The sequence below is a fragment of the Flintibacter sp. SJQ-8 genome (assembly GCF_054108085.1).
The window spans coordinates 161,493-184,162 of record NZ_JBPJWR010000009.1; the positions used below are offsets into that span (position 1 = coordinate 161,493).

20 protein-coding genes and 1 riboswitch are annotated in these 22,670 nt (G+C 61.9%); of the genes, 16 read left to right on the forward strand and 4 right to left on the reverse strand.

Translation table 11 applies throughout. The features are described 5' to 3' along the window. Positions 1-20 precede the first annotated feature (20 nt). The 13 genes from ACSAMP_RS07010 (at position 21) to ACSAMP_RS07070 (ending at position 13,788) form a co-directional block, all read left to right on the forward strand. Complete coding sequence (locus ACSAMP_RS07010) at positions 21-890, forward strand: aldo/keto reductase (RefSeq protein WP_457799950.1); 870 nt, start codon at positions 21-23, stop codon at positions 888-890. Between the two features lie 33 nt (positions 891-923). Beyond that, a complete protein-coding gene (locus tag ACSAMP_RS07015; protein ID WP_441795183.1) occupies positions 924-1,400 on the forward strand; it encodes a flavodoxin in 477 nt (158 codons plus the stop codon). A gap of 291 nt (positions 1,401-1,691) precedes the next feature. After that, positions 1,692-3,584 (forward strand): hybrid sensor histidine kinase/response regulator, encoded by a 1,893-nt coding sequence (locus ACSAMP_RS07020; RefSeq protein WP_457799951.1) that lies wholly within the window; start codon positions 1,692-1,694, stop codon positions 3,582-3,584. Positions 3,585-3,734: 150 nt separating this feature from the next. Next, the gene (locus ACSAMP_RS07025) at positions 3,735-4,301 is read left to right on the forward strand and encodes a biotin transporter BioY (RefSeq protein ID WP_457799952.1); all 567 of its coding nucleotides are present in this window, start codon (positions 3,735-3,737) and stop codon (positions 4,299-4,301) included. A gap of 34 nt (positions 4,302-4,335) precedes the next feature. Then, positions 4,336-5,319, forward strand: a complete 984-nt coding sequence (bioB, locus tag ACSAMP_RS07030) for a biotin synthase BioB (RefSeq protein ID WP_457799953.1) — start codon at positions 4,336-4,338, stop codon at positions 5,317-5,319. 3 nt (positions 5,320-5,322) lie between these two features. Next, positions 5,323-6,018 carry a dethiobiotin synthase gene (gene bioD / locus ACSAMP_RS07035; protein WP_457799954.1) on the forward strand — a complete coding sequence of 232 codons (696 nt, stop codon included), beginning with the start codon at positions 5,323-5,325 and terminating at the stop codon, positions 6,016-6,018. A 1-nt stretch (position 6,019) separates the two neighbouring features. Next, positions 6,020-7,264, forward strand: a complete 1,245-nt coding sequence (locus ACSAMP_RS07040) for an aspartate aminotransferase family protein (protein ID WP_457799955.1) — start codon at positions 6,020-6,022, stop codon at positions 7,262-7,264. 263 nt (positions 7,265-7,527) lie between these two features. After that, entirely contained in the window at positions 7,528-8,580 is a 1,053-nt protein-coding gene (locus ACSAMP_RS07045; RefSeq protein WP_457799956.1) for a Bug family tripartite tricarboxylate transporter substrate binding protein, read from the forward strand. Positions 8,581-8,700: 120 nt separating this feature from the next. Then, positions 8,701-9,195, forward strand: a complete 495-nt coding sequence (locus ACSAMP_RS07050; protein ID WP_457799957.1) for a tripartite tricarboxylate transporter TctB family protein — start codon at positions 8,701-8,703, stop codon at positions 9,193-9,195. Between the two features lie 15 nt (positions 9,196-9,210). Continuing rightward, the gene (locus ACSAMP_RS07055; RefSeq protein ID WP_457799958.1) at positions 9,211-10,707 is read left to right on the forward strand and encodes a tripartite tricarboxylate transporter permease; all 1,497 of its coding nucleotides are present in this window, start codon (positions 9,211-9,213) and stop codon (positions 10,705-10,707) included. Between the two features lie 22 nt (positions 10,708-10,729). Continuing rightward, positions 10,730-11,641, forward strand: a complete 912-nt coding sequence (locus ACSAMP_RS07060; protein WP_147560644.1) for a sugar phosphate isomerase/epimerase family protein — start codon at positions 10,730-10,732, stop codon at positions 11,639-11,641. Between the two features lie 128 nt (positions 11,642-11,769). Beyond that, positions 11,770-13,089, forward strand: coding sequence for a CCA tRNA nucleotidyltransferase (locus tag ACSAMP_RS07065; protein WP_441795192.1), 1,320 nt, complete (start codon positions 11,770-11,772; stop codon positions 13,087-13,089). Between the two features lie 255 nt (positions 13,090-13,344). Then, positions 13,345-13,788: an Hsp20/alpha crystallin family protein gene (locus ACSAMP_RS07070; RefSeq protein ID WP_457799959.1), complete on the forward strand. Its 444-nt coding sequence runs from the start codon at positions 13,345-13,347 to the stop codon at positions 13,786-13,788. A gap of 104 nt (positions 13,789-13,892) precedes the next feature. On the opposite strand, the gene ACSAMP_RS07075 is transcribed toward ACSAMP_RS07070, so the two are convergent. The 4 genes from ACSAMP_RS07075 to metK all read right to left on the reverse strand — a co-directional run bounded on the left by ACSAMP_RS07075 (position 13,893) and on the right by metK (position 19,684). Further along, positions 13,893-15,623, reverse strand: a complete 1,731-nt coding sequence (locus tag ACSAMP_RS07075) for an ABC transporter ATP-binding protein (protein WP_457799960.1) — start codon at positions 15,621-15,623, stop codon at positions 13,893-13,895. Between the two features lie 3 nt (positions 15,624-15,626). Then, positions 15,627-17,396 (reverse strand): ABC transporter ATP-binding protein, encoded by a 1,770-nt coding sequence (locus ACSAMP_RS07080; RefSeq protein WP_457799961.1) that lies wholly within the window; start codon positions 17,394-17,396, stop codon positions 15,627-15,629. 335 nt (positions 17,397-17,731) lie between these two features. Continuing rightward, entirely contained in the window at positions 17,732-18,352 is a 621-nt protein-coding gene (locus ACSAMP_RS07085) for a TetR/AcrR family transcriptional regulator (RefSeq protein WP_457799962.1), read from the reverse strand. Positions 18,353-18,502: 150 nt separating this feature from the next. Beyond that, positions 18,503-19,684 carry a methionine adenosyltransferase gene (metK, locus tag ACSAMP_RS07090; protein WP_441795196.1) on the reverse strand — a complete coding sequence of 394 codons (1,182 nt, stop codon included), beginning with the start codon at positions 19,682-19,684 and terminating at the stop codon, positions 18,503-18,505. A 72-nt stretch (positions 19,685-19,756) separates the two neighbouring features. Then, positions 19,757-19,857, reverse strand: a riboswitch (SAM riboswitch). Between the two features lie 184 nt (positions 19,858-20,041). On the opposite strand from metK, the gene ACSAMP_RS07095 reads away from it, so the two are divergent. From ACSAMP_RS07095 to ACSAMP_RS07105, 3 genes are all read left to right on the forward strand, one after another. Continuing rightward, the gene (locus ACSAMP_RS07095; protein WP_457799963.1) at positions 20,042-20,287 is read left to right on the forward strand and encodes a hypothetical protein; all 246 of its coding nucleotides are present in this window, start codon (positions 20,042-20,044) and stop codon (positions 20,285-20,287) included. A 17-nt stretch (positions 20,288-20,304) separates the two neighbouring features. After that, the gene (locus ACSAMP_RS07100) at positions 20,305-21,666 is read left to right on the forward strand and encodes a sensor histidine kinase (RefSeq protein WP_457799964.1); all 1,362 of its coding nucleotides are present in this window, start codon (positions 20,305-20,307) and stop codon (positions 21,664-21,666) included. Positions 21,667-21,878: 212 nt separating this feature from the next. Further along, positions 21,879-22,643 carry a hypothetical protein gene (locus tag ACSAMP_RS07105; protein WP_457799965.1) on the forward strand — a complete coding sequence of 255 codons (765 nt, stop codon included), beginning with the start codon at positions 21,879-21,881 and terminating at the stop codon, positions 22,641-22,643. Positions 22,644-22,670 lie beyond the last annotated feature (27 nt).

Sequence of the window (22,670 nt, forward strand, 5' to 3'; positions counted from 1 at the left end):
TCAAAGAAAGGAAAACTGACATGATCTTAAACGAGACTTATACTCTGGCCAATGGCATGACCATCCCCAAGCTGGGTCTGGGCACCTGGTTCATTGATGACGACAAGGCCGCCCAGGCGGTGCGGGAAGCGGTGAAGCTGGGCTATCGCCTCATCGACACGGCCCAGGCCTATGGCAACGAGCGGGGCGTGGGCGAGGGCGTGCGTACCTGCGGCCTGCCCCGGGAGCAGTTATTCGTGGCCAGCAAGGTGGCCGCCGAGCTGAAGGACTATGACTCCGCCGCCAAGTCCATTGACGAGACTTTGAACAAGATGGGCCTGGACTATCTGGACCAGATCATCATCCACTCCCCCCAGCCCTGGACGGAGTTTCGGGTGGAGAAGCGGTACTTTGAGGAGAACCGGGCCGTGTGGCGCGCCCTGGAGGACGCCCAGGCCGCCGGAAAGGTGAAGGTCATCGGCGTGTCCAACTTCCTGCGGGACGATCTGGAGAACCTGCTGTCTGACTGCCGGGTGCGGCCCATGGTGAACCAGATCCTGCTGCACATCAGCAACACGGACAAGGACCTGGTGGACTACTGCAAAGAGCAGAACATCCAGGTGGAGGCCTATTCCCCCATCGCCCACGGCGAGGCCCTGAAGAACCCCGCCATCGCCGCCATGGCACAGAAGTATGGCGTGACCGCCGCTCAGCTGTGTATCCGCTATGTCATCCAGCTGGGCACTGTGGCCCTGCCCAAGACCGCCGGCCCCGCCCACATGAAGGACAACGCCGCCGTGGACTTTGTCATCTCTGACGCGGACATGGACGCCCTGGTACACATGGACCGCATCCAGAGCTATGGCGATTTCAACGTCTTCCCCGTGTTCAGCGGAAAGCCCCTGGCGTAAATCATCTGACAAACACAGGAGGAACAGAATACCATGAAAACACTGATTCTCTATTATTCCTATGGCGGCAACACCCGCCGGGTGGCCCAGATGATCCAGAAGGAGGTGGGCGGCGACCTGGCGGAGATCCAGACCGTCCAGCCCTACACCGGGGACTATAACGCCGTGGTGGACCAGGGCCAGCGGGAGATCGACTCCGGCTTCTGCCCGGAGCTGAAGCCCCTGACCGTGGACCTGAAGGACTATGACACGGTGGTGCTGGGCTCCCCCGTGTGGTGGTATACCTTCGCCCCCGCCGTGCACAGCTTTTTAAAGGAGGCCGATCTGGTGGGCAAGAGGGTGTATCCCTTCGCCACCAACGGCGGCTGGCTAGGCCACACCCTGAAGGACTTTGCCAAGGCCTGCAAGGGGGCCGAGGTCAAGCCCGGCCTGGACGTGCGTTTCGACGGCGCCCGCCTGCGCACCCCGGAGCAGGACATCCTCCGCTGGGCCAAGGGCGTCCAGAAGTAAGACAACAGAGAAAAAATTTTTCGCCGGAGCGGCCCAAAGTTTGGGTGCGCTCCGGCGATTTTTTGAAATAAGACGAGAAAATCAATGGCGTTATTTCAAAAAGTGCCCACACAGTTGAAATAAGACTGCTGAATGAGATGAAGACCTCCGGCGATTTTTCTGCTTGCAAAGGTTCAGAGAATGAAGTATAATGAAATAACTGGAAATACGTGTTACTCAAACGGGTGCTTGTGCTAGTGTTTTTCCTCGCATAGGCAGCCGTTTTTTCAAAAAATGGCCGGGGGTGAGCCGATGAAAAAGACAAGCCAGCTGGGGTTTTCCATTATTTTCGTGCTGCTGGCGGCGATTTTGATGATCTCGGTGTACACGGTTGTCTTGCAGCGGAGCTATGGCTGCATTGCGGAGGAGGCCGCCGTGGCCCGGGACACCAAATGTGCCGACGTGATCCACCAGGTGGTGTCGGACAAGTTCAACCGGAACGACTTTCAGACCATCACCACCAAAGCGGACATGGAGACGGCCCGCTATCAGGAGCTTCAGCAGGAGCTCAACGAGCTGCGGCGCCTAAACTCCACCCGCTATCTCTACACGGCCAAGCGGGGGGACGACGGCAGGCTCATCTATCTCATCGACGGCCTGGATTTAGACGCGGAGGACTTTGCCTATCCCGGGACCTATATCGAGGAGGAGATGATCCCCTATATCGACGCGGCCATGAACGGCCAGACCATCTATTCCAGCGAGATCGTGGACACCACCTGGGGCCACATCTTCACCGCCTGCTATCCCGTGGTGTCCAGCGACGGCTCCGGGGATATCATCGGGGCACTGTGTATGGAGATGGACATGGAGGACACCTATGCCTATCTGGAGAAGAGCAGCCAGAGCAGCTTTAAGACCGCCTGCGTGGCGGTGGCGGTGTCCATTCTGCTGGCGGGGTGGAGCTATATGATCCTCCGCCGCCAGCGGCAGCGGGACATGGAATATCAGGAAAAGCTGCAAAAGGCCGCCGTGGCCGCCAACGCGGCCAACCGGGCCAAATCCACCTTCCTGTTCAACATGAGCCACGACATCCGCACCCCCTTGAACGGCATCATGGGTCTGCTGAAGATCGACAAGGACCACTTTGAAGACCGGGAGCTGGTGCGGGCCAACCACGACAAGATGCTGGTGGCCGCCGACCATCTGCTGTCCCTCATCAACGACGTGTTAGAAGTGAGCAAGCTGGAGGACGGAAATATCGAGCTGGCCCACCAGCCCATGAGCCTGGCGGACGTGTCCCAGGAGGTGGGGACCATCATCGGCGAGCGCACCGCCGAGGCGGGCATCCGGTTTGAGTTCCAAGCCCAGGAGCTGCCTGTCGTATGGGTGTATGGCAGTCCCCTGCACCTGCGGCAGATATTCCTGAACATCTATGGCAACTGCATCAAATATAACAGGGAGGGCGGCAGCGTGACCACCCAGGTCCAATGCCTTGGGGCCGCCCACGGGAGAGTCACCTACCGCTGGACCATCTCTGACACCGGGGTGGGCATGAGCCAGGAATTTTTAAAGCGCATCTTCGAGCCCTTCGCCCAGGAGCGCGCCGACGCCCGCAGCGTCTATCAGGGCACGGGCCTGGGCATGACCATCGTCCGGGGCCTGGTGGAGAAAATGAACGGCACCATCGAAGTGACCAGCCGGGAGGGGGAGGGCTCCACCTTTGTCATCACCCTGCCCTTTGAGATCGCCCCGGAGCAACAGCCGGAGCGGCCCGACGAGTCTGCGGCGGAGGAGGCGAAGAGCATCCGGGGCCTGTGCCTGCTGCTGGTGGAGGACAACGACCTGAATGCCAAGATCGCCCAGACCATGCTGGAGGATGAGGGGGCCCAGGTGACCGTGGCCGAAAATGGCAAGCGGGCGGTGGAGCGCTTCCAGAGCAGCCTGCCCGGGACCTTCGACGCCATTTTGATGGACGTGATGATGCCGGTGATGGACGGCCTGACGGCCACCCGGGCCATCCGTGCCCTGGACCGGCCCGACGCCGCCACAGTCCCCATCCTGGCCATGACGGCTAACGCCTTTAAAGAGAACGCGGAAAAGTGCTTTGCCGCCGGGATGAACGCCCACCTGACCAAGCCCCTCCGCCCGGAGGAGATGGTGCGGGCCATCGCCCGGTGCTGCGACAAAGAGAAAGCGCAATAAAATATTCGTCTTTGCAGACCGCTCCCGCACGACAGCATTTGCCGTGCGGGGCTTTTTTGGCTTAATTGTAAACCAGTAAAAAATTATAAGTTGACAATGCGGGCCGACCACAGTATAATCGTAAACATTGAATGAAACGGGGGTTTACAAATGAGCAAGACAAAAGCGCTGGTCTATTGCAGCCTGTTCACGGCGCTCATCGCCGTGGGGGCCTTTATCCGGGTGCCCATCCCGGTGCTGCCCTTCACGCTGCAATATCTGTTCACCATGCTGGCCGGGCTGCTGCTGGGGCCGCGGCTGGGCACCATCTCCACCGTGGCCTATATGCTGCTGGGGCTGGCGGGCCTGCCCATCTTTACCGAGGGCGGCGGGCTGTGGTATGTGTTCAAGCCCAGCTTTGGCTATATCATCGGCTTCTGCGGCGGGACCTTTGTCACCGGTCTGCTGGCCCAGCGGCTGAAAAAGCCCACGGTGCTGGGCTATCTGGGGGCCAACTTCGCCGGGCTGGCGGTGGTCTATGTGGTGGGCATGGTCTATTACTATCTCATCTGCAACTATGTCATCGCCTCCCCCATCGGCCTGTGGCCCCTGATCCTGTATTGCTGCATCCTGGCCATCCCTGGGGACATCGCCCTGAGCATCCTGGCGGCCATCGTGGTCAAGCGGTTGCAGCCCGTGCTGGGGGCGGACCTGCGCCCCGCGGCCAGAAAAGCCTGATTTTTGCCTGATTTTGAGGAGGAGCATTTTACTTATGGACGTACTCGCATTAGCCCAGGAGATCATCAACGGACGGCGGCTGGGCCGCCAGGACGATCTGTCCTTTTTTCTTACCTGTGATTTAGACCAGCTGTGCCGGGGGGCGGATGAGATCCGGGCCGCCTGCGTGGGGGACAAGGTGGACCTGTGTTCCATCATCAACGGCCGCAGCGGCCGCTGCCCGGAGGACTGCAAATACTGCGCCCAGTCCGCCCACAACCACACCGACTGCGAAGTCTATGACTTCCTGCCCCAGGAGGAGATCCTGCGGGTGTGCAAGCTGAACGAGCAGGAGGGCGTGGACCGCTTCTCCATCGTCACCGCCGGGCGGGCCCTCACCGGGGCGGAGTTTGACCAGGCCATCCAGGCCTATGAGGCCATGCACCGGGAGTGCAAGATCGACCTGTGCGCCTCTATGGGCTTTCTCAACGAGGAGCAGCTCCACCGGCTGCACCAGGCGGGGGTGACCAGCTATCACCACAACATTGAGACCTCCCGCCGGAACTTCCCCAACATCTGCACCACCCACACCTATGACATGAAGGTGGAGACCCTGAAAAAGGTGAAGGCGGAGGGCATGTGCGCCTGCTCCGGCGGCATCATCGGCATGGGGGAGACCTGGGAGGACCGGCTGGACATGGCCGTCAGTCTGGCGGAGCTGGGCATCGACTCCATCCCCATCAACGCCCTGATGCCCATCCCCGGCACCCCCCTTGAAAATATGCCCCAGCTCACCGAGGACGAGATCCTGCGCACCATCGCCTTCTTCCGCTATATCAACCCCGAGGCCAACATCCGCCTGGCCGCCGGGCGGGCCCTGCTGACAAACGACGGGGAGACCGCGTTTAAAGCCGGGGCCTCGGCCACCATCACCGGCAACATGCTCACCACCGCCGCCTGTGCCACTATCCGCAGCGACCGGGCCATGCTGGCCGACATGGGCCGGGACGTGACCCCGGACTATTGGAAGGAGGCGTGAGAGATGTCAAAAGCGCTGTTTGTCACCGGCACGGGCACCGACGTGGGCAAGACCTATGTGGCCGCCCTGATGGCTAAGGCCCTGAAGGACGCGGGCCTGAACGCCGCCTATTATAAGGCCGCCGTCAGCGGCAACGTCCGCCGCCCGGACGGGAGCCTCATCCCCGGGGACGCCCGCTTTGTGCGGGAGTTTGCCCACCTGGACCAGGGGGAGGAGACCATGTGTCCCTATGTGTATGAGCACGCCTGGTCCCCCCATCTGGCCGCCCAGGCGGAGGGAAACCCGCCGGAGCTGCCCGTGATCCGGGCTGGCTTTCAGGCGGTGTGCGACCGGCATGAGATCGTGACCGTGGAGGGCAGCGGCGGCATCCTGTGCCCCCTGCGCTATGACGAGCACGAAAAGCTGTGGTTGGAGGACGTGGTGCGCCAGCTGGGCCTGGCCAGCGTCATCGTGGCCCACGCGGGCCTGGGCACCATCAACAGCGTGGTGCTCACGGCGGAGTATATGCGTGCCAACGGTCTGGCCGTGAAGGGCATCATCTTCAACCACTTCCACCCGGGGGACCGGATGGAGGAGGACAACGTGGCCATGTGCAAGGCGCGCACCGGGCTGCCCGTGCTGGCGCTGGTGCAGGACGATATGGAGCGCTTCCCCATGGACGGACAGGCCCTGGCGGCGCTGTATGATGAGGTGAAATGATATGATCTGGTATCCCTATGAACAGATGAAGACCATGAAGGCCCCCTATAAGATCGAGGACGCCAACGGCGTGTATCTCTACACCAAGGACCAGAAGCTCATCGACTCGGTGTCCTCCTGGTGGTGCATGATCCACGGCTATAAGCACCCGGAGCTCACCGCCGCCATCCAGGAGCAGGCGGGCAAGTTCTGCCACGTGATGCTGGGCGGCCTGACCCACGACCCGGTGCAGAAGCTGTCGGCCAAGCTGGAGGAGTTCCTCCCCGGCGACCTGAACTATTGCTTCTTCTCTGACTCGGGCAGCGTGGGGGTGGAGGTGGCCCTGAAGATGGCCCTTCAGTACAACACCAACCGCCTGGATGACCGCAGGATGGTGATGCAGCTGGACAACGCCCACCACGGCAGCGAGCTGAAAAAGCGCACCATGGTCCTGGCTCTGGAGCACGCCTATCACGGCGACACCTTCAAGGCCATGGAGGTTGGGGACGACGAGGACTATCACTTCGCCTTTGACAAGAAGGAGGGCGTGGTCCACATCCCCACGGAGATCCCCGCTCTGGAGGAGGCCTTTGCCAAGTACCACGACCGGCTGAACTGCTTCATCGTGGAGCCCCTGCTCCAGGGGGCCGGGGGGATGCGGATGTACGACATCTCCTTCTTAAAGCGGGCCCGGGAGCTGTGCGACGAGTATGACGTGCTGCTCATCTTTGACGAGGTGGCCACCGGCTTTGGCCGCACGGGCCACCGGTTCGTGGCCGATCTGGTCCTGCCCGACATTCTGGTGCTGGGCAAGGCCCTCACCGGCGGCTATATCGGCCACGCCGTCACTGTGGCCAACGAGAAGGTGTTCCGGGCCTTCTACAGCGACAACGACCGCCACGCCCTGATGCACGGCCCCACCTTTATGGGCAACGCCCTGGCCTGCGCCGCCGCCCTGAAGGGCATCGAGATCTTCGAGCGGGAGGACTATATGTCCAAGATCGCCCGCATCGAGGCCATCTCCAAGCGGGAGATGCTGGGCTTTACCGATCCCAGAATCCGCGAGGTCCGGGTCATGGGCGGCTGCACCTGTGTGGAGGTGTATGACGAGGCCACCCTGGAGGGCTTCCAGCAGTTTGCCTATGAACGGGGGGTATTCAGCCGCCCCTTCCTGAAGTATATGTACTCCATGGTCCCCTATGTCATCGGGGAGGAGGAGCTGGTCCACATCTTCGACGTGATGAAGGAGTGGTTCCGCCGGGGGTGAGCGCCCCCGGACCGGCCCATGCTGCCGCCTGACCTGAAAAAGAAAGACAGACCACCAAGTCCATGACCGGAATGAACGTCCGGCCATGGACTTTACTTATGCTTTACTCTCCCCTTACTTATCGTTTAAATGCACAAAAATGTTAAGTGATATTTTACACGCTTGGATATTGCAATCAAAAACAGAGTGTGGTATGATGAATTCACCTTTTAGAAAGATACTTTCGGAAAGAAACTTTACTTAAAAGAAGGGAGAATGAAACGATGAAAAAACTGAGAAAAGGGATCGCCCTGGCTTTGGCCGCAGCTCTGGCCCTGAGCATCACCGCCTGTGGAGGGACCGGCGGCTCCGGCGGTACCACCTCCTCCGGGTCTGCCGGCTCCGGCAGCGGCTCCACTGGAGGCAGCGACTATCCCAACGAGACCATTTCCTTTGTGGTCCCCTATGCCGCCGGTGACGGACTGGACCTGTCCTGCCGGGCCATGCTGGATAACATCGACCTGCCCGTGAACACCCTGGTGGAGAACATCAGCGGCGGCTCCGGCACCATCGGCTTGCAGGACGCCTTTAACCGGGACGCGGACGGCTATACCGTGGCCATCCTGTCCAACGGCCCCACCATCGCTCAGCCCCTGCTGAACGACACCCTGGCCTATAAGCTGGAGGACTGGGACGTGCTCACCTTCATCACCGCCCCCGTGCTGGCCGTGCTGGGTTGCAGCGACAAGCTGGGCATCCAGAACAGCGATGACATGCGGGCCTATCTGGAGGGCGGCAACAAGTTCAGCGTGGGCGTGCCCTCTATGAGCGGCTTTGGCTATGTGGCCGCCGCCGCCATGTTCGACCAGATGGGCATCATGGACAACGTGACCTGGGTCACCTACGACGGCGCGCCCGCCCTGTACCAGGCCTATCTGTCCGGCGAGATCGACTTTGCCACCTTTGACGACAACTTTGCCGCCCAGTATGCCAACTCCGGCGACGCCGTCACCGTGGGCGTGGTCATGAACGACGTGCGCAGCCAGTACTTCCCCGACGTGGCCGCCGCCGGTGAGTGGGGCGTGGAGGGCCTGGGCGCCAACATCGGCTTTAAGGCCGCCGCCGTGAAGAAGGGCACCCCCCAGGAGATCTGCGACTATCTGACCGAGAAGATCAACGCCGCCGTCACCTCTCAGGGCTATCAGGACTGGTGCCGGGACAACTACTTCGGCGTGCTGGAGGAGAGCGACCTCTATACCAGCGAGGAGGCCAACTCCATGCTGCTGGAGCTGCGTGAGACGAACCGGACCGTGCTGACCGCCGCCGGTCTGCTGTAAACACAAGGTCAAAACGACAAGGCCGGTCCCCACCCGAGAGGGGCGGGGACCGGCCCTTTTCAAAGCAAGAAAGCAAGCGCGATGCAGCCAGTGCGTGTGTTTTTCCAGTGAGGTGTACATATGAACGCGAAAAAAGCAAGAGGAGACATCATCCTGTATGGGATATTCACCGTGGTGGGCGTGATCTTCTATAAGTGGATCATCCCCACCCAGATCTACATGTCCAAAACGGCCAGCGCGGAGCCCTTCTCCCCGGATACCTTCCCCAACGCGGTGACCATTCTGTTTATCCTGGCCTCTCTGGCCGGACTGATCCTGGCCATCTATCACTACTGCAAGGCGGTGAAGGCGGAGGGCAAGCCGGTGCGGGAGCCCGTGGTCCGCACCCGGCGGGAGACGGTGGGCCTGTTCATCCCCTTTATCATCTTTGCCCTGATCCTGGTGTATGCGGTGCTGTTCATCCAGATCGGGTTCATCCCCGCTACGGTCATCGTGCCCCCGGTGATCCTGTTCGCGGTGGGGTGCAGAAAGTGGAGCTATTACGGGATCTATTATGCGTTTGCCGCAGTGATGTACCTGCTGTTCCGGTGTGTCCTGCTGGTCCCCATTCGCTAAGGGGGAGGGCCGATCATGAGTGTATTACAAAGTATTTTCACCGTAGATAATCTTTTGATGATGAACATCGGCCTGGCCGTGGGCATCATCATCGGGGCCATGCCCGGACTGAGCGTGGCCTTTGCCGTCACGGTTTTGATGACCATGACCTTTCACATGGAGTCCCTTCCGGCCATGTATCTGCTGCTGGGCGCCTATTGCGGCGGCATGTACGGCGGCTCCATCACCGCCACGCTGATCAACACCCCGGGCACGGCCAACGCCGTCTGCACCGCCCTGGAGGGCTATCCCCTGGCCCGGAAGGGCCGGGCGGGGGACTCCCTGAAATGCGCTCTGGTGGCCTCTACCATCGGCGGATTGTTCAGCTGCGTGGCCCTGAGCTTCTTCGCCCCCCAGCTGGCCAAGGTCATTTTGAAGATCGGCTCGCCGGAGTATTTCGCCCTTTGCACCTTCGGCATCGCGGCGGCCATCGGCCTGGAGGGCAACAGCCTGAACAACGTCATCAAGGGTATCATGTCCGCCGCCTTTGGCCTGATCCTGTCCTGCGTGGGGGCAGACCCGGTGTTCGGCACCAACCGCTTCTCCTTCGGCAGCTATTACATGCTCTCGGGCATTCAAGTCGTCAGTTCTATGTTGGGGGCCTATGCCCTGTGCCAGGTGCTGGTGAACTGCCGGGACGTGTATGTCAAGGGCGACGAGTCGTTAAAGGTCCCGCCGGTGACCAAGGCCCACGTGAAGACCCTGGATCTGCTGAAGCACTGGAAGCTGATCCTGAAGTCCGCCATCATCGGCACCGTGGTGGGCAGCGTGCCCGGCACCGGCGGCGCGGAGGCGGCCATGATCGCCTATAACGAGAGCAAGCGGGCCTCCAAGCACCCGGAGGAGTATGGCAACGGCTCCATCGAGGGCATCCTGGCGGCGGAGGCGGCCAACAACGCGGTCACCGGCGGCGCCATGATCCCCATGCTCACCCTGGGCATCCCCGGGGACACGGTGATGGCCATCCTGCTCAGTGCCCTGACCATGCAGAGCATCACCCCCGGGGCCAACCTGTTCTCCAGCGGGAGCTTTTGGGTCTATGCCATCATGGGCGGGCTGTTCCTCATCAACATCTTTATGTTCATCCAGGGCAGTGCCTGCATCCGGCTGTTCGCCCAGGTGTCTAAGATCCCCCAGTCCATCATGACCCCCTGCATCGTGGTCATGTGCATGATGGGCGCGTTCGCCATCAACAACAACATCTTCGAGTGCTTTGTGATGATCGCCTTCGGCCTGATCGGCTTCTTTATGAAGGGCTTCGGCTTCCCGGTCACGCCCCTGTGCATCGCCCTGGTGCTGGGCAAGCTGTTCGAGACCAACCTGCGCCGCTCTCTGATCCTGTCCGCAGGCAACCCCTTCGTCTTTGTCACCCGGCCCATCTCCTGCGCCATTTTGATCCTGGCGGTGTTTATGCTCTTCTTCCCCATCCTCAGCAACATGGTGGCGGAGAAGCGGATGAAGAGCAAGAAATAAAAAATTTGGAGGGAAATTATCTATGATCCTTTCCACAGAAAACGGGGCCCTGCGTTCCCTGGTGGGCGAGCGGCGGGCCATTGAGATCCTGGCCAAAGCGGGCTTTGACGCCATCGACTATACGTTCACGCCCTGGATGGAGCGGGGGGAGATGCCCTGGAACCGGGACGGCTATCAGGACTATGCCAAAGAGGTGGTCCAGATGGCCAAGGACAACGGGGTCTACTTTAACCAGGCCCACGCCCCCTTCATCTTCCACACCAGCTATCTGCCCGACTGGAACCGGGAGATCCTACCTATGCAGATCCGGTGCATGGAGGCCTGCGCCCTGCTGGGCATCCCCCACATGGTGGTCCATCCGGTCCACCACCTGCCCTATCACCACCGGGGCGCGCCGGGGAAGAGCAACGCGGACATCATCTGGGATTTGAACCGGGAGTATTACCACCTGCTCCAGCCCTATGCCAAGCAGTTCGGCGTAAAGATGTGCCTGGAGAATATGTTCGGCGAGGACCAGCGCCGGGGCTGTCTGGTGCCCGACATGTTCTCTGACCCCCACGAGTATGCCCAGTTCTTTGACGAGCTGAACGACCCGGACAACTTCACCTGCTGCATCGACACGGGCCACGCCGGGATCACCGGGGAGGACTGCGGCGACACCATCCGGGTGATGGGCAGCCGGGTCCGGGCCCTGCACCTGAACGACAATGACTTCAGAACGGACGGCCATCTGATCCCCTTCCAGGGGAAGATCGACTGGGACGACGTGATGCGCGCACTGGCGGAGATCGACTATCAGGGTGACTTCACCTTCGAGGCCCTGCACCTGTACGAGGGGATGGACGATGGTTTTTACGCCACCTCGGCCAAATACCTCCACGACGTGGGGCGCTACCTCATCCAAAAGTTCCAGCATTACAAAGAGGCGCTATAAAAGCGGCATAAAAAAGAACGAAAGCCCGGCGGGATATCAGGTCCTGCCGGGCTTTTTGCGGGATTGACGGGGGACCGGGCCGGGCATTATACTGGAACAGCACGAGAAAACGCGAGGAGGAAGCTGCCATGTACGATCTGCCGCCCCAGGTGCTGCGGGCCATAAGTATGCTGAACGCCGCCGGGCACCGGGCCTATGTGGTGGGGGGCGCGGTGCGGGAGCTGCTGCGGGGAAAGGGAACCGTCACCGACTTTGACCTGACCACCAGCGCCCGGCCGGAGGAGACAGAAGGGGTGTTCGCGGGCTTCCGCCTGATCGAGACGGGGCTGAAGCACGGCACGGTGACGGTGCTGCTGGACGGCCTACCCCTGGAAATCACCACCTTCCGGGTGGACGGGACCTATTCCGACGGGCGGCACCCCGACGGGGTGTCCTTCACCCCCAGCCTGGAGCGGGACTTGGAGCGGCGGGACTTCACCATCAACGCCATGGCCTACCACCCCCAAGAGGGACTCATCGACCTCCACGGGGGTCGGGAGGACTTAAAGGCGGGCCTCATCCGCTGCGTGGGCGACCCGGACCGGAGATTTCGGGAGGACGGCCTGCGGATGCTGCGGTGTATGCGCTTTGCCGCCGTCCTGGGCTTTCGCATCGAGGAGCGCACCGGGGCGGCCCTGGTGCGCTGCCGGGCCCTGCTGGACGACATCGCCCACGAGCGGGTGCGGGAGGAGCTGACCAAGCTGCTGTGTGGCCAGAACGCAGGCCGGGTGCTGGAGGACTATGCCCCGGTGGCCGCCCAGGTGCTGCCCGAGATAGCACCCACCTTCGGCTTTGACCAGCGCAACCCCTGGCACGATAAAGACGTGTGGCGTCACACCCTGGCGGCGGTGGACGCCGCCCCGGCGGACCCCGTGCTGCGGTGGGCCGCCCTGCTCCACGACCTGGGCAAGCCGCCCTGTTTCACCCTGGACGAAAAGGGCGTGGGCCACTTCTATGACCACGGGGAGGAGAGCGCCAGATTGGCCGGGAATATCCTGAGCCGCCTGCGCTTTGACACAGACACCCGGCGGAGGATCGTGGCCCTGGTGGCCCTTCACGACAGGCCCATTATCCCGGAGCGCCGCCCCGTCCGCCGCCTGCTGGCCCGGCTGGGGCCGGAGGGGACGGCGGACCTCATCGCCCTCCACCGGGCGGACAACGCCGCTCAGTCTTCCCTGGCCGCCGGGCGACAGAGTGAGCTGGACCGGGCCCAGGCCGTCCTGGACCGGCTGCTGGCGGAGGGGGCCTGCTTTCAGAAAAAGGACCTGGCGGTGAATGGCCGGGACATGCTGGAGCTGGGATTGAAAGGCCCGGAGATCGGTCAGGCCCTGGACCGGTGTTTAGAGGCCGTTCTGTCAGAGCGTCTGCCCAACGAAAAAGCGGCCCTGCTGGAGCTGGTGCGGCGGTAAATCTGGAAGAAAAATGGGATATCTCGCCGGAAATCGCATAAATTATGAACAAACATCGCTTATTTTGTTAATATTAGCACTCTCCTATTGACTCTGCTAAAATTGGTGCTATGATATAGTTGTTCCAAGAGAGAGGGGCTTGAGAGAGTCCCCCAGGAGGAACGATGAAATAACAAACAGCGGTAACAAGATTCGACAACGTCCGGCTTGGCCGGACGGCCTGAGAATGGTTTCAAGTTGAATGGAGGAATAATTATGTTACCTAGCATTTTTGGTGAGAATTTGTTCGATGATTTCTTCTCTGATTCCTTTGGTATGATGAATGTCCACGGCCACGACCCCCTGTATGGCAAGCACGCCAAGAACCTGATGAAGACCGATGTGCGGGAGACCGAGAACAGCTATGAGCTGGATGTGGACCTGCCCGGCTTTAAGAAGGACGAGGTCAACGTGGACCTGAAGGACGGCTACCTGACCATCAGCGCCGCCAAGGGCGTTGACAAGGACCAGCAGGACAAGGCGGGCAAGTACATCCGCCAGGAGCGCTACGCCGGTGCCTGCAGCCGCAGCTTCTTCGTGGGCGAGGCCGTCAAGCCCGAGGAGGTCTCCGCCAAGTATGAGGACGGCATCCTGAAGCTGTCCGTGCCCAAGGCCGGTGAAAAGGCCCTGCCCAAGACCACTACTATCGCCATTGAGTGATGGCAGGCGGAGTAAAACCAAATCAAAACAGACGCCCCCGCCGCTGCGCAAAAACAGCGGCGGGGGCGTTTTGCTGTCTTGCAGGGGAGCGCCGAAAGCCGGGTTCACCCCAGCTTCCACTGGCTGCTCTCCTGCTGGAGCTGCTCCATGTGGGCGAAGATGCCGCCGGACTGGCGCAGCTGGGCGGGGGAGCCCTCCTCAGCCACGGCGCCGTCCTTCAGCACCACGATCTTGTCCGCCCCGGCCACAGTGCGCATCCGGTGGGCGATCATCAGCACCGTCTTGTTCTGGATGAGCCGGGACAGGGAGGTCTGGATGGCGGTCTCGTTCTCTACGTCCAGGCTGGCGGTGGCCTCGTCCAGGAGGATGATGGGGGCGTCCTTTAAAAAGGCCCGGGCGATGGACACCCGCTGGCGCTCGCCGCCGGAGAGCTGACAGCCGTTCTCCCCGATGTTGGTGTTCCAGCCGTCGGGCAGCTTTTCGGCAAACTCGTCCACCTTGGCCAGGCGGGCGGCGGAGAGGACCTCTTCATCGGTGGCGTCCTTGCGGCCAATGCGGATGTTCTCCATCAGGGTGTTGTTGAACAATGTCACGTCCTGGAACACGATGGAGTACAGGCCCATCAGGGTCTCCGGGTCGATCTGGGATACGTCCATGCCGCCCACAGTGATCCTGCCCCGGGTGGCGTCCCAGAACCGGGCGGCCAGGCGGGACACGGTGGTCTTGCCCCCGCCGGAGGGACCGACCAGGGCCGTGACCTCCCCCTGGCGGGCGGTGAAGGACACGTCCCGCAGGACGGCCTCCCCGTCGTTGTAGGCAAAGCCCACGTGGTCAAAGGTGACGTCGCAGCCGCTGTTGGTCAGCTGCTCGGCCCCGGTCTGAACGGGGCAGTCCATGATCTCGTTCATCCGCTGGATGTTGGTGCTGGTGGCGATGATGGCCGCCAGGTTTTGCAGGCTGCCCTCCAGGGGGTCATACAGCCGGGAGACGGTGAGCAGGAACAGGAAGAAGGTGAGCACGTCCAGCTCCCCCCGGGTGAGCAGCCAGGCCCCGGCCAGGGCGGTGGTGGCCATACCCAGCCGCAGCACCAGCCCGGCGGACACCACAAAGGTGGCCGTGCCGAATTCCGAGATAATGGCCCGGTGCTCCATGGCCCGGATCTTTCCGGCCAGGCCCTGGAAATAGGTATCCTGGGCGTTGTTGGCCCTCAGGTCGGCCATGGTCTCCACATACTCCTGGATGCCGTCCTCGCAGGCGATGCGGGCGGCCATAGACCGGCGGGAGAGGCCCTCCTGCACCCGGGCGGCCAGGGCCACGATGGCAAAGGCCACGGGCAGGGGCCACACGGCGGCCAGGGCCATGCGCCAGTCAAAGGCCAGCAGACTCAGGGCGATGAGAACGGTGGAGATACAGGCCCCGATGAGGGGGCAGACGAAGTGGGATTGGCTGGTCTCCAGCACAGCGCAGTCGTTCATGATGGAGGCGGTGAGGTCGGCCAGGTCCTTTTTCCCGAAGAAGGACAGGGGCAGCCGCCGCAGCTGCTCGGCCAGACTGACCCGGCGCACCCCGGTCTCCACGTAGGTAGCCAAAAAAGTGCCGTTATATTGCAGCCAGGTGCTGACCACGATGAACAGGCAGCAGGCCACGCAGGCGATGAGATAGAAACCGCCCCGGCCCGCCAGGCCGCCGTTCAGCAGGTCCCGCACCAGGCAGTAGAGCAGGCCAACAGGCAGCATAAAGGCGACATTTTGCAGGGCGCAGAACAGACTTCCGCGGATGGTGTCGTCCGCCCCCTTGGAGGACAAGGCGAAGCGGCGCTGTAATTTTTGTTTCATGGTTCAAGCCTCCTTTGCCACGTTCCAGGCCACCGACTGCTGATACTCGTTCCACATGCGGCCAAACAGGCCGGGGCTCTGGCTCAGCTGGACAAAGCTGCCCTGCTGGACCAGGCGGCCCTCCTCCAGGACGAAAATTTTGTCCGCCCCGGTGACGGTGGACAGCCGGTGGGCGATCATCAGCACCGTGCGGCCCTGGGCCAGGCGGGTGAGGGCGGCCTGGACCTTCCGTTCGTTATCCGGGTCGGCAAAGGCGGTGGCCTCGTCCAGGATGAGGACGGGGGCGTCCTTTAAAATGGCCCGGGCGATGGCGATGCGCTGCATCTCGCCCCCGGAGAGATAGACCCCCTGGCTGCCGATGACGGTGTGGACCCCCTGGGGGAACTTTTCAATGATGTCCATGCACTGGGCCTGCTCCAGGGCGGCCATCACCTGGGTCTCGCTGGCGTCGGGGCGGCCCAGGCGCACGTTGTCCAGGATGCTGGCCTTGATGAGATGGCTGTTTTGCAGCACAAAGGACACGGTGTTCATCAGCTGGCCGGGGTCCATGTCCTTCACGTTCACCCCGCCGATGGACACGGCGCCGGAGGTGGGGTCGAAGAACCGGGCGGCCAGGCTGGCCAGGGTGGACTTGCCGCCGCCGGAGGGACCGACCAGCGCCGCCGTCTCCCCCGCGCCGATGGTGAGGGAGATATCCTCCAGGGCGTTTTTCGTCCCGTCATAGCGGAAGGTGACGTGGTCAAAGACCACAGCGCTGTCCTTGGGGGACTGGGGCCGGGCCGGGCGGCTGAGGGCGGGGGCATTCAGCACCGCGTCCATGCGCTTGAGGGCGTCGGTCACCAGCATGGTATTCTCGCTCATCAGCATCAGCTTGGACAGGGTGAGGGAGATCACCGGGGTGATGATGATGTAAAACAGCAGGTCCAGCAGCAACGCCGCCGTGACCCCCTTGCCGGAGAGCCAGAAGCCGCCCACGATCAGGAAAACGAACACGCTGTTCACCGCCAGGGTATAGGCGGTCATGGGCCCCCGCAGCTGCTTGGTATAGGCGATGGTCCAGCGCTGGTAGTTGTCGATGGTGTCCTTGAATTTTTTGAAGGAGAACACCGTCTGGCCAAAGGTCTTGACCACGGGGATGCCCCGGACATACTCCACCGCCTGGTTGGACATGTCGGCCAGGGCGTTTTGATACTCGGTCATCTTCTCCTGCATGGACTTGCCCGTCATGGTGGACATACAGGCAAAGCCCAGGGCCACGGGCAGCAGACTGAGCAGCCCCAGCCGCCAGTCAAAGGCCAGCAGCAGCACCAGCAGTCCGGCCACCGTGGCCATGGCCCGGTATTGGTCGGGGAGCTGGTGGGCCAAAAAGGTCTCCGCCGCCCCGGCGGTGTCGGCAATGATGCGGCGGAGCTTGCCGCTGCCGGACACCTGGATCTGCCCCAGGGGCAGGCGGGCGATGTGCTCTGTGAGGGCCAGGCGCAGATTGGTGGCGATGCGGAAGGCGGCCAGGTGGGAGCACATCAGCCCCGCGATGTACAGCAGGACGGACAGCACGGCAAAGCCCACCGCCCGCCAGCCCCAGGGGACGATGTGGATGGCGGCGGCAAAGTCGGGGGCGGTCTCCAGCACCTCCTTTAAGATGCGCCAGATGTACCAGAATGGGACCAGCGCCACCAGGGCGCTGACGGCGGACAGGACCCAGGAGAGATAGGTCAGCACCCGCCGCCCCCCGGCATAGCCCAGCAGCCGGGAGAGATCGGACGATTTTTTCAAGTGGCATACCTCCTAAAACTAAGTGGTAAAAAGATGAGAGATATTCTATGGTTAGCAAAAGCTAACTGATAGACAAAAGAAAAAGCGCGGGGATATGTCATTGCGAGGAGGGCAAAGCCCGACGTGGCAATCCGTTCTCCGCAACATCAGCCTCCCTTGTGAAAGGGAGGTGGCACGGGCGCAGCCCGTGACGGAAGGATTCCGACCACAGGAAAGCTGTCCTAAAACCGGAATCCCTCAGTCAGCTCCGCTGACAGCCCCCTTTAACAAGGGGGCCAAGGGACGAGAGTTACGGATTCCCACGTCGCTGCGCTCCTCGGAATGACAGTCACCTCTTACGCCTGCCCCATGATCCTGGCCCAGCCGGCGGTGAAGAAGTCATTCAGCTCCTCCAGATAGCGCTGGGCGGCGGCGGGGGGCATGTCGTGGAGGACGATCTCGAAATAGCCCTTCATCATGGCGGTGACCAGGATGTGCTCCAGCCAGGGGTCGATGGGGGGGACGGGCTGGCCCAGCTGGGCCAGGGTCTGGTAGTATTTGTGGGTGGAGTCCACCTCCCGCTCCACGATCTCGTCGATGAGAAAGGCGTATTTGGTGCCCTCGGCACACCGGAGCAGCAGGTGACAGGCGTCCCGGTGGGCGAACATATATTGCAGCATGTCCTTCATGCACTGGCGGCTGATCTTACCCATCTGCTCGGGCTGCTTTTCTAAGGGCAGGCTGGCAAAGGCGTCTAAGGCGGCCTGATAGGTGGCCAGGATGGTGTCGTACACCTCCCCCACCAGGGCGCGGAACAGCTCGGCCTTGCTGCCGTAGTAGCCATAGAAGGCCCCGGTGGTCACCCCGGCGGTCTTGACGATGTTCCGCAGGGAGGCCTCCTGAAAGCCCTTCTCCAAAAACTCGTCCCGGGCGGCGGCGTGGATGCGCTCCAGGGTGGAGAGATGTTCTGCGCTCATAGGCGGGCCTCCTCTTATTTTCAGATCATTCTCAGAAATATAGCAGTGTTATATAACGGTGTTATAATAAAACAACGGGAGGAATTTGTCAAGAAAAAACCGCCGCGCAGAAGAAAATTTCTGCGCGGCGGCGGTCAAGTTCCAATTTGCTTACAGGTTGGCCTTCAGGGCGTCCACCCGGTCGGTCTTCTCCCAGGTCAGGTCCAGGTCGTCCCGGCCAAAGTGGCCATAGGCGGCCAGCTGGCGATAGATGGGGCGGCGGAGCTTCAGGTCCCGGATGATGGCGCCGGGACGCAGGTCAAAGGTCTTCTCCACGGCCTGCTCCAGCTGGGCGTCAGACACGGTGCCGGTGCCGAAGGTGTCCACCCGGATGGACACGGGGTGGGCCACGCCGATGGCATAGGCCAGCTGCACCTGGCAGCGCCGGGCCAGACCGGCGGCCACCACGTTCTTGGCCACCCAGCGGGCGGCATAGGCGGCGGAGCGGTCCACCTTGGTGGGGTCCTTGCCGGAGAAAGCGCCGCCGCCGTGGGGGGCGCTGCCGCCATAGGTGTCCACAATGATCTTCCGCCCGGTGAGACCGGAGTCACCCTGGGGGCCGCCCACCACAAAGCGGCCGGTGGGGTTGACATAGATCTTGGTCTCCTCGTCCAGCAGGTCGGCGGGCAGGATGGGCTTGATGACCAGGTCGATCATGTCCCGGCGGATCTGCTCTAAGTCCACCTCAGGGCTGTGCTGGGTGGAGACGACCACCGCGTCGATGCGCTTGGGGCTGTTGTCCTCGTTATACTCCACGGTGACCTGGGTCTTGCCGTCGGGCCGGAGGTAGTTCACCAGGCCGTCCTTGCGCACCTGGGTCAGGCGCATAGACAGCTTGTGGGCCAGGGACAGGGGCAGGGGCATCAGCTCGGGGGTCTCATCGCAGGCATAGCCGAACATCATGCCCTGGTCGCCGGCGCCGTTGTCCAGACCGTCGTCCTGCTCGCCCTCTTTCACCTCCAGGCACTTGTCCACGCCCATGGCGATGTCGGGGGACTGCTCGTCGATGGAGGTGATGACGGCGCAGGTGTCGCAGTCAAAGCCGAACTTGGCCCGGTCATAGCCGATGTCCCGCACCACCTGGCGGGCGATCTTGGGGATGTCCACATAGCAGGAGGTGGTGATCTCGCCCATCACGTGGACCAGACCGGTGGTCACCGTGGTCTCGCAGGCCACCCGGGCCTGGGGGTCCTTGGCCAGGATGGCGTCCAGCACCGCGTCAGAGATCTGGTCGCAGATCTTGTCGGGATGCCCCTCGGTAACGGACTCGGAAGTAAACAATCTTTTTGCCATTTTTGAATTTCCTTTCTTGTCGGGAGGATGAAAAAACGCTCCGTACCAGACGGAGCGTGAACAGCCTTCACACCCTCATCTTGCGATACGCTTCGCCGGATTTGGCACCTTGCCCCAAAAAGCAGGTTGCCGTGGCGTCATAGGGCCGGTCCCTCAACCACTCTTGATAAGGCTATTGAATTTTACCCGACGATTATATCAGGCTTTCTCCCCGGGGTCAACCGGTTTCAGAGAAAAAAACGCTTTTTCTGGATACTTCCTTGAAAAGCCCCGGCGGGACCGATATAATAAAATGAGACAGCATACCCAGGTGCCCATGCCGCCGCCCTTAACGCAGGGAGAGAACGGAGGAGCGCAATGGTCGAACAGGACAAAAAGCTCATGCGGCATATGTGGGCCAATATCGTGATACTCATCGTGGCGGTCTTTGCCATTCTGCTGCTGACCCAGCAGGAGAACTATGCCCGGCAGATGCAGCAGATCAACAAATACATCGGCGAGCTGTCTGACCGCACGGCCCAGCACGCCCGGGACGTGTTTCAGGACCGGCAGGACGCCATCTCCTCCATCGCCTATCTGTATGGCTGTATGGCCAGGCGCTGACCGCCCCCCAGGTGGACATGGACCATCTGCGGCAGCTGGAGGCCCGCTCCGGCTTTGACCGCATCCGGTTTGTGAACCGGTCCGGGGAGAGCTATACCAGCGACGGAAAGATCGCCGACGTGGCCGACGACTATCTCTGTCTCATCGACGTGGACCTGACCACCAAAAAGGAGGAGCAGTTCCGCCTGTATCAGGGCACGGCCCTGGCCGACTGGGCCCAGGGGGATTATGACTATGAGCACTGCGTCGAGAGCTATGCCCAGAGCGTGGTCAGCCCCGCGGACCGGGAGCGCTTTCTTCAGATCAACCGGCTGTCTAACCTGAAAAAGGTCCTGGCGGAGCAAAAGACGATCTACATTGAATATGACGCGGTGCTCTCCGGCCAGCCCCGGCGGCTTTTGAGCAAGAACACCCTGGACCTCAGCCGCCCCGGCCAGCCCCACATGCTGGTGGGCATCCGGGACGTGACCGAGCAGACCCGGGCCATGAAGCAGGCCAAGGAGGCCGCCGAGGCCGCCAACCGGGCCAAGAGCGTCTTCCTCTTCAACATGTCCCACGACATCCGCACGCCCTTAAACGCCATCATGGGCTTCTCCTCCATGGCGGAGAAGTATCTGGACCAGCCGGACCGGGTGCGGGACTGCCTGCAAAAGATCAACCTGTCCGGGGAGCATCTGCTGCGGCTCATCGGCAACGTGCTGGACATGGCCCGCATCGAAAGCGGCAAGTCCCAGCTGGACCTGCGGGCCCACCGCATCCCCGATGCCCTGGAGGACGTGAAGTGCATCTTCGCCGCCGACGTGAACAAAAAGGGCCTGAAGCTGGAGGTGTCCTGGGACGTCCAGAACGAGATCGCCTTTTTCGACGCCCTGAAAATGAAGCAGATCGAGCTGAACGTCCTGGGCAACGCGGTGAAATACACCCCCGCCGGGGGCAGCATCCGCTATTTTGTCCGGCAGCTGGGCCCGGCGGAGAATGGCCGGGCGACCTATCGGTGCTCGGTAAAGGACACAGGGGTGGGCATGAGCCAGGAATTCTGCCGGCACGTGTTCGACACCTTTGAGCGGGAGCGGAACGGGGCCAGCGCCCAGGCGGAGGGCTCCGGCCTGGGGCTGGCCATCACCAAGCGGCTGGTGGAGGAGATGGGCGGCTCCATCTCCTGCCGCAGCCAGCTGGGAAAGGGCTCGGAATTTGTGTGGGACCTCCCTCTGAAGGTGGGCGGCCAGGCCGACCTTGACCGGGAGGCCCCGGTCAAGGCGGAGGCCCTGAATGCGGCGGGCCTGCGAGTGCTGCTGGTGGAGGACAACCGGCTGAACATGGAGATCTCCCGTGACCTGCTGCGCCGGCAGCTGGGGGCCTGTTTGAACGAGAGAACATAACAAGAGGACACAGACGCCGCAGACAAAAACGCCGCTGCGGCGTCTGCCCGTTGCTTTGGATACAGCTCCGGTGGGATAAAATTTTTAGGTCTTGCAAAAATAGGGACTATCTGATAAAATATAAGGACATATGGGCAGTAATGCCCTGGGCAGAAAAAGACGAATTTAGCCGGAGCGAACCCCTCGCCCCGATTTGAGGAGATTGAACGCGAATGGATAAAAATCAAAGAGAGGTCCGCCTGCGTCAGGAGGACGCAGACCTCAACCGCGGCCTGCTGTGGGTCGTGGGAGCGGTTCTGTTAGAGTGCCTGCTGATGGTGGTCAACCGCTGGTATATCAACTTTTACCCGGCGGAGATCGGCGTGGCCGAGGCCATTTTGAACGTGATGCGCGTTCTGCGTGTAGGCGGCGGCATCGTGGGCATCCTGGCCCTGGTGTGGTCGGCCCTGTGCTTCCGCAAGGGGAGCCGCGCCGGTTGGCCCGCGGTGGTGGGTCTGGCCCTGCTGGCCCTGGCCGTGTGCGCCCACGTCACCCTGAGCTATGAGAAGAACGGCGTGCGGATGCTGTTCATGCTGGTGCCCGCCTGGGCGGCCCTGGCCCTGGTCTACTATCTCTATCAGCCCGAGTGCTTCCTGGCCGTCACCGCCGGGGGCTTTGGGGCCATGGGTCTGTGGTTCGTCCGCTTTGGCGGCATGACGGTGGATGTGGCCCTGTGCCTGGTGGGCGCGGTGCTGGTGGCCCTGGTCACCCTGGGCCTGAAGAAGAGCGACGGCGCGCTGATGCAGGCCGGGGGCAAGAAGGTCCAGTGGGCCCCCCAGGGCATCTCCTATGCTCTGGTGCTGGCCAGCTGCGTGCTGGGCGTTCTGGTGGTGATCGCCGCCGCCGCCCTGGGCAGCAACGTGGCCTATTACCTGATGTTCGCCATGGTGGCCTGGCTGTTTGCCCTGGTGGTCTATTACACCGTGAAGATGATGTAATGGCCTGTCAATTAGAAAGTTAAATGC

Coding starts and splice junctions, on each gene's coding strand:
- ACSAMP_RS07070 (WP_457799959.1), top strand. CDS start 13,345: ATGTTACCTAGCATTTTTGGTGAGAATTTGTTCGATGATTTCTTCTCT.
- ACSAMP_RS07085 (WP_457799962.1), bottom strand. CDS start 18,352: ATGAGCGCAGAACATCTCTCCACCCTGGAGCGCATCCACGCCGCCGCC.
- ACSAMP_RS07075 (WP_457799960.1), bottom strand. CDS start 15,623: ATGAAACAAAAATTACAGCGCCGCTTCGCCTTGTCCTCCAAGGGGGCG.
- ACSAMP_RS07105 (WP_457799965.1), top strand. CDS start 21,879: ATGGATAAAAATCAAAGAGAGGTCCGCCTGCGTCAGGAGGACGCAGAC.
- ACSAMP_RS07010 (WP_457799950.1), top strand. CDS start 21: ATGATCTTAAACGAGACTTATACTCTGGCCAATGGCATGACCATCCCC.
- bioB (WP_457799953.1), top strand. CDS start 4,336: ATGGACGTACTCGCATTAGCCCAGGAGATCATCAACGGACGGCGGCTG.
- ACSAMP_RS07025 (WP_457799952.1), top strand. CDS start 3,735: ATGAGCAAGACAAAAGCGCTGGTCTATTGCAGCCTGTTCACGGCGCTC.
- ACSAMP_RS07040 (WP_457799955.1), top strand. CDS start 6,020: ATGATCTGGTATCCCTATGAACAGATGAAGACCATGAAGGCCCCCTAT.
- ACSAMP_RS07065 (WP_441795192.1), top strand. CDS start 11,770: ATGTACGATCTGCCGCCCCAGGTGCTGCGGGCCATAAGTATGCTGAAC.
- ACSAMP_RS07020 (WP_457799951.1), top strand. CDS start 1,692: ATGAAAAAGACAAGCCAGCTGGGGTTTTCCATTATTTTCGTGCTGCTG.
- ACSAMP_RS07045 (WP_457799956.1), top strand. CDS start 7,528: ATGAAAAAACTGAGAAAAGGGATCGCCCTGGCTTTGGCCGCAGCTCTG.
- bioD (WP_457799954.1), top strand. CDS start 5,323: ATGTCAAAAGCGCTGTTTGTCACCGGCACGGGCACCGACGTGGGCAAG.
- ACSAMP_RS07055 (WP_457799958.1), top strand. CDS start 9,211: ATGAGTGTATTACAAAGTATTTTCACCGTAGATAATCTTTTGATGATG.
- metK (WP_441795196.1), bottom strand. CDS start 19,684: ATGGCAAAAAGATTGTTTACTTCCGAGTCCGTTACCGAGGGGCATCCC.
- ACSAMP_RS07015 (WP_441795183.1), top strand. CDS start 924: ATGAAAACACTGATTCTCTATTATTCCTATGGCGGCAACACCCGCCGG.
- ACSAMP_RS07060 (WP_147560644.1), top strand. CDS start 10,730: ATGATCCTTTCCACAGAAAACGGGGCCCTGCGTTCCCTGGTGGGCGAG.
- ACSAMP_RS07095 (WP_457799963.1), top strand. CDS start 20,042: ATGGTCGAACAGGACAAAAAGCTCATGCGGCATATGTGGGCCAATATC.
- ACSAMP_RS07050 (WP_457799957.1), top strand. CDS start 8,701: ATGAACGCGAAAAAAGCAAGAGGAGACATCATCCTGTATGGGATATTC.
- ACSAMP_RS07100 (WP_457799964.1), top strand. CDS start 20,305: ATGGACCATCTGCGGCAGCTGGAGGCCCGCTCCGGCTTTGACCGCATC.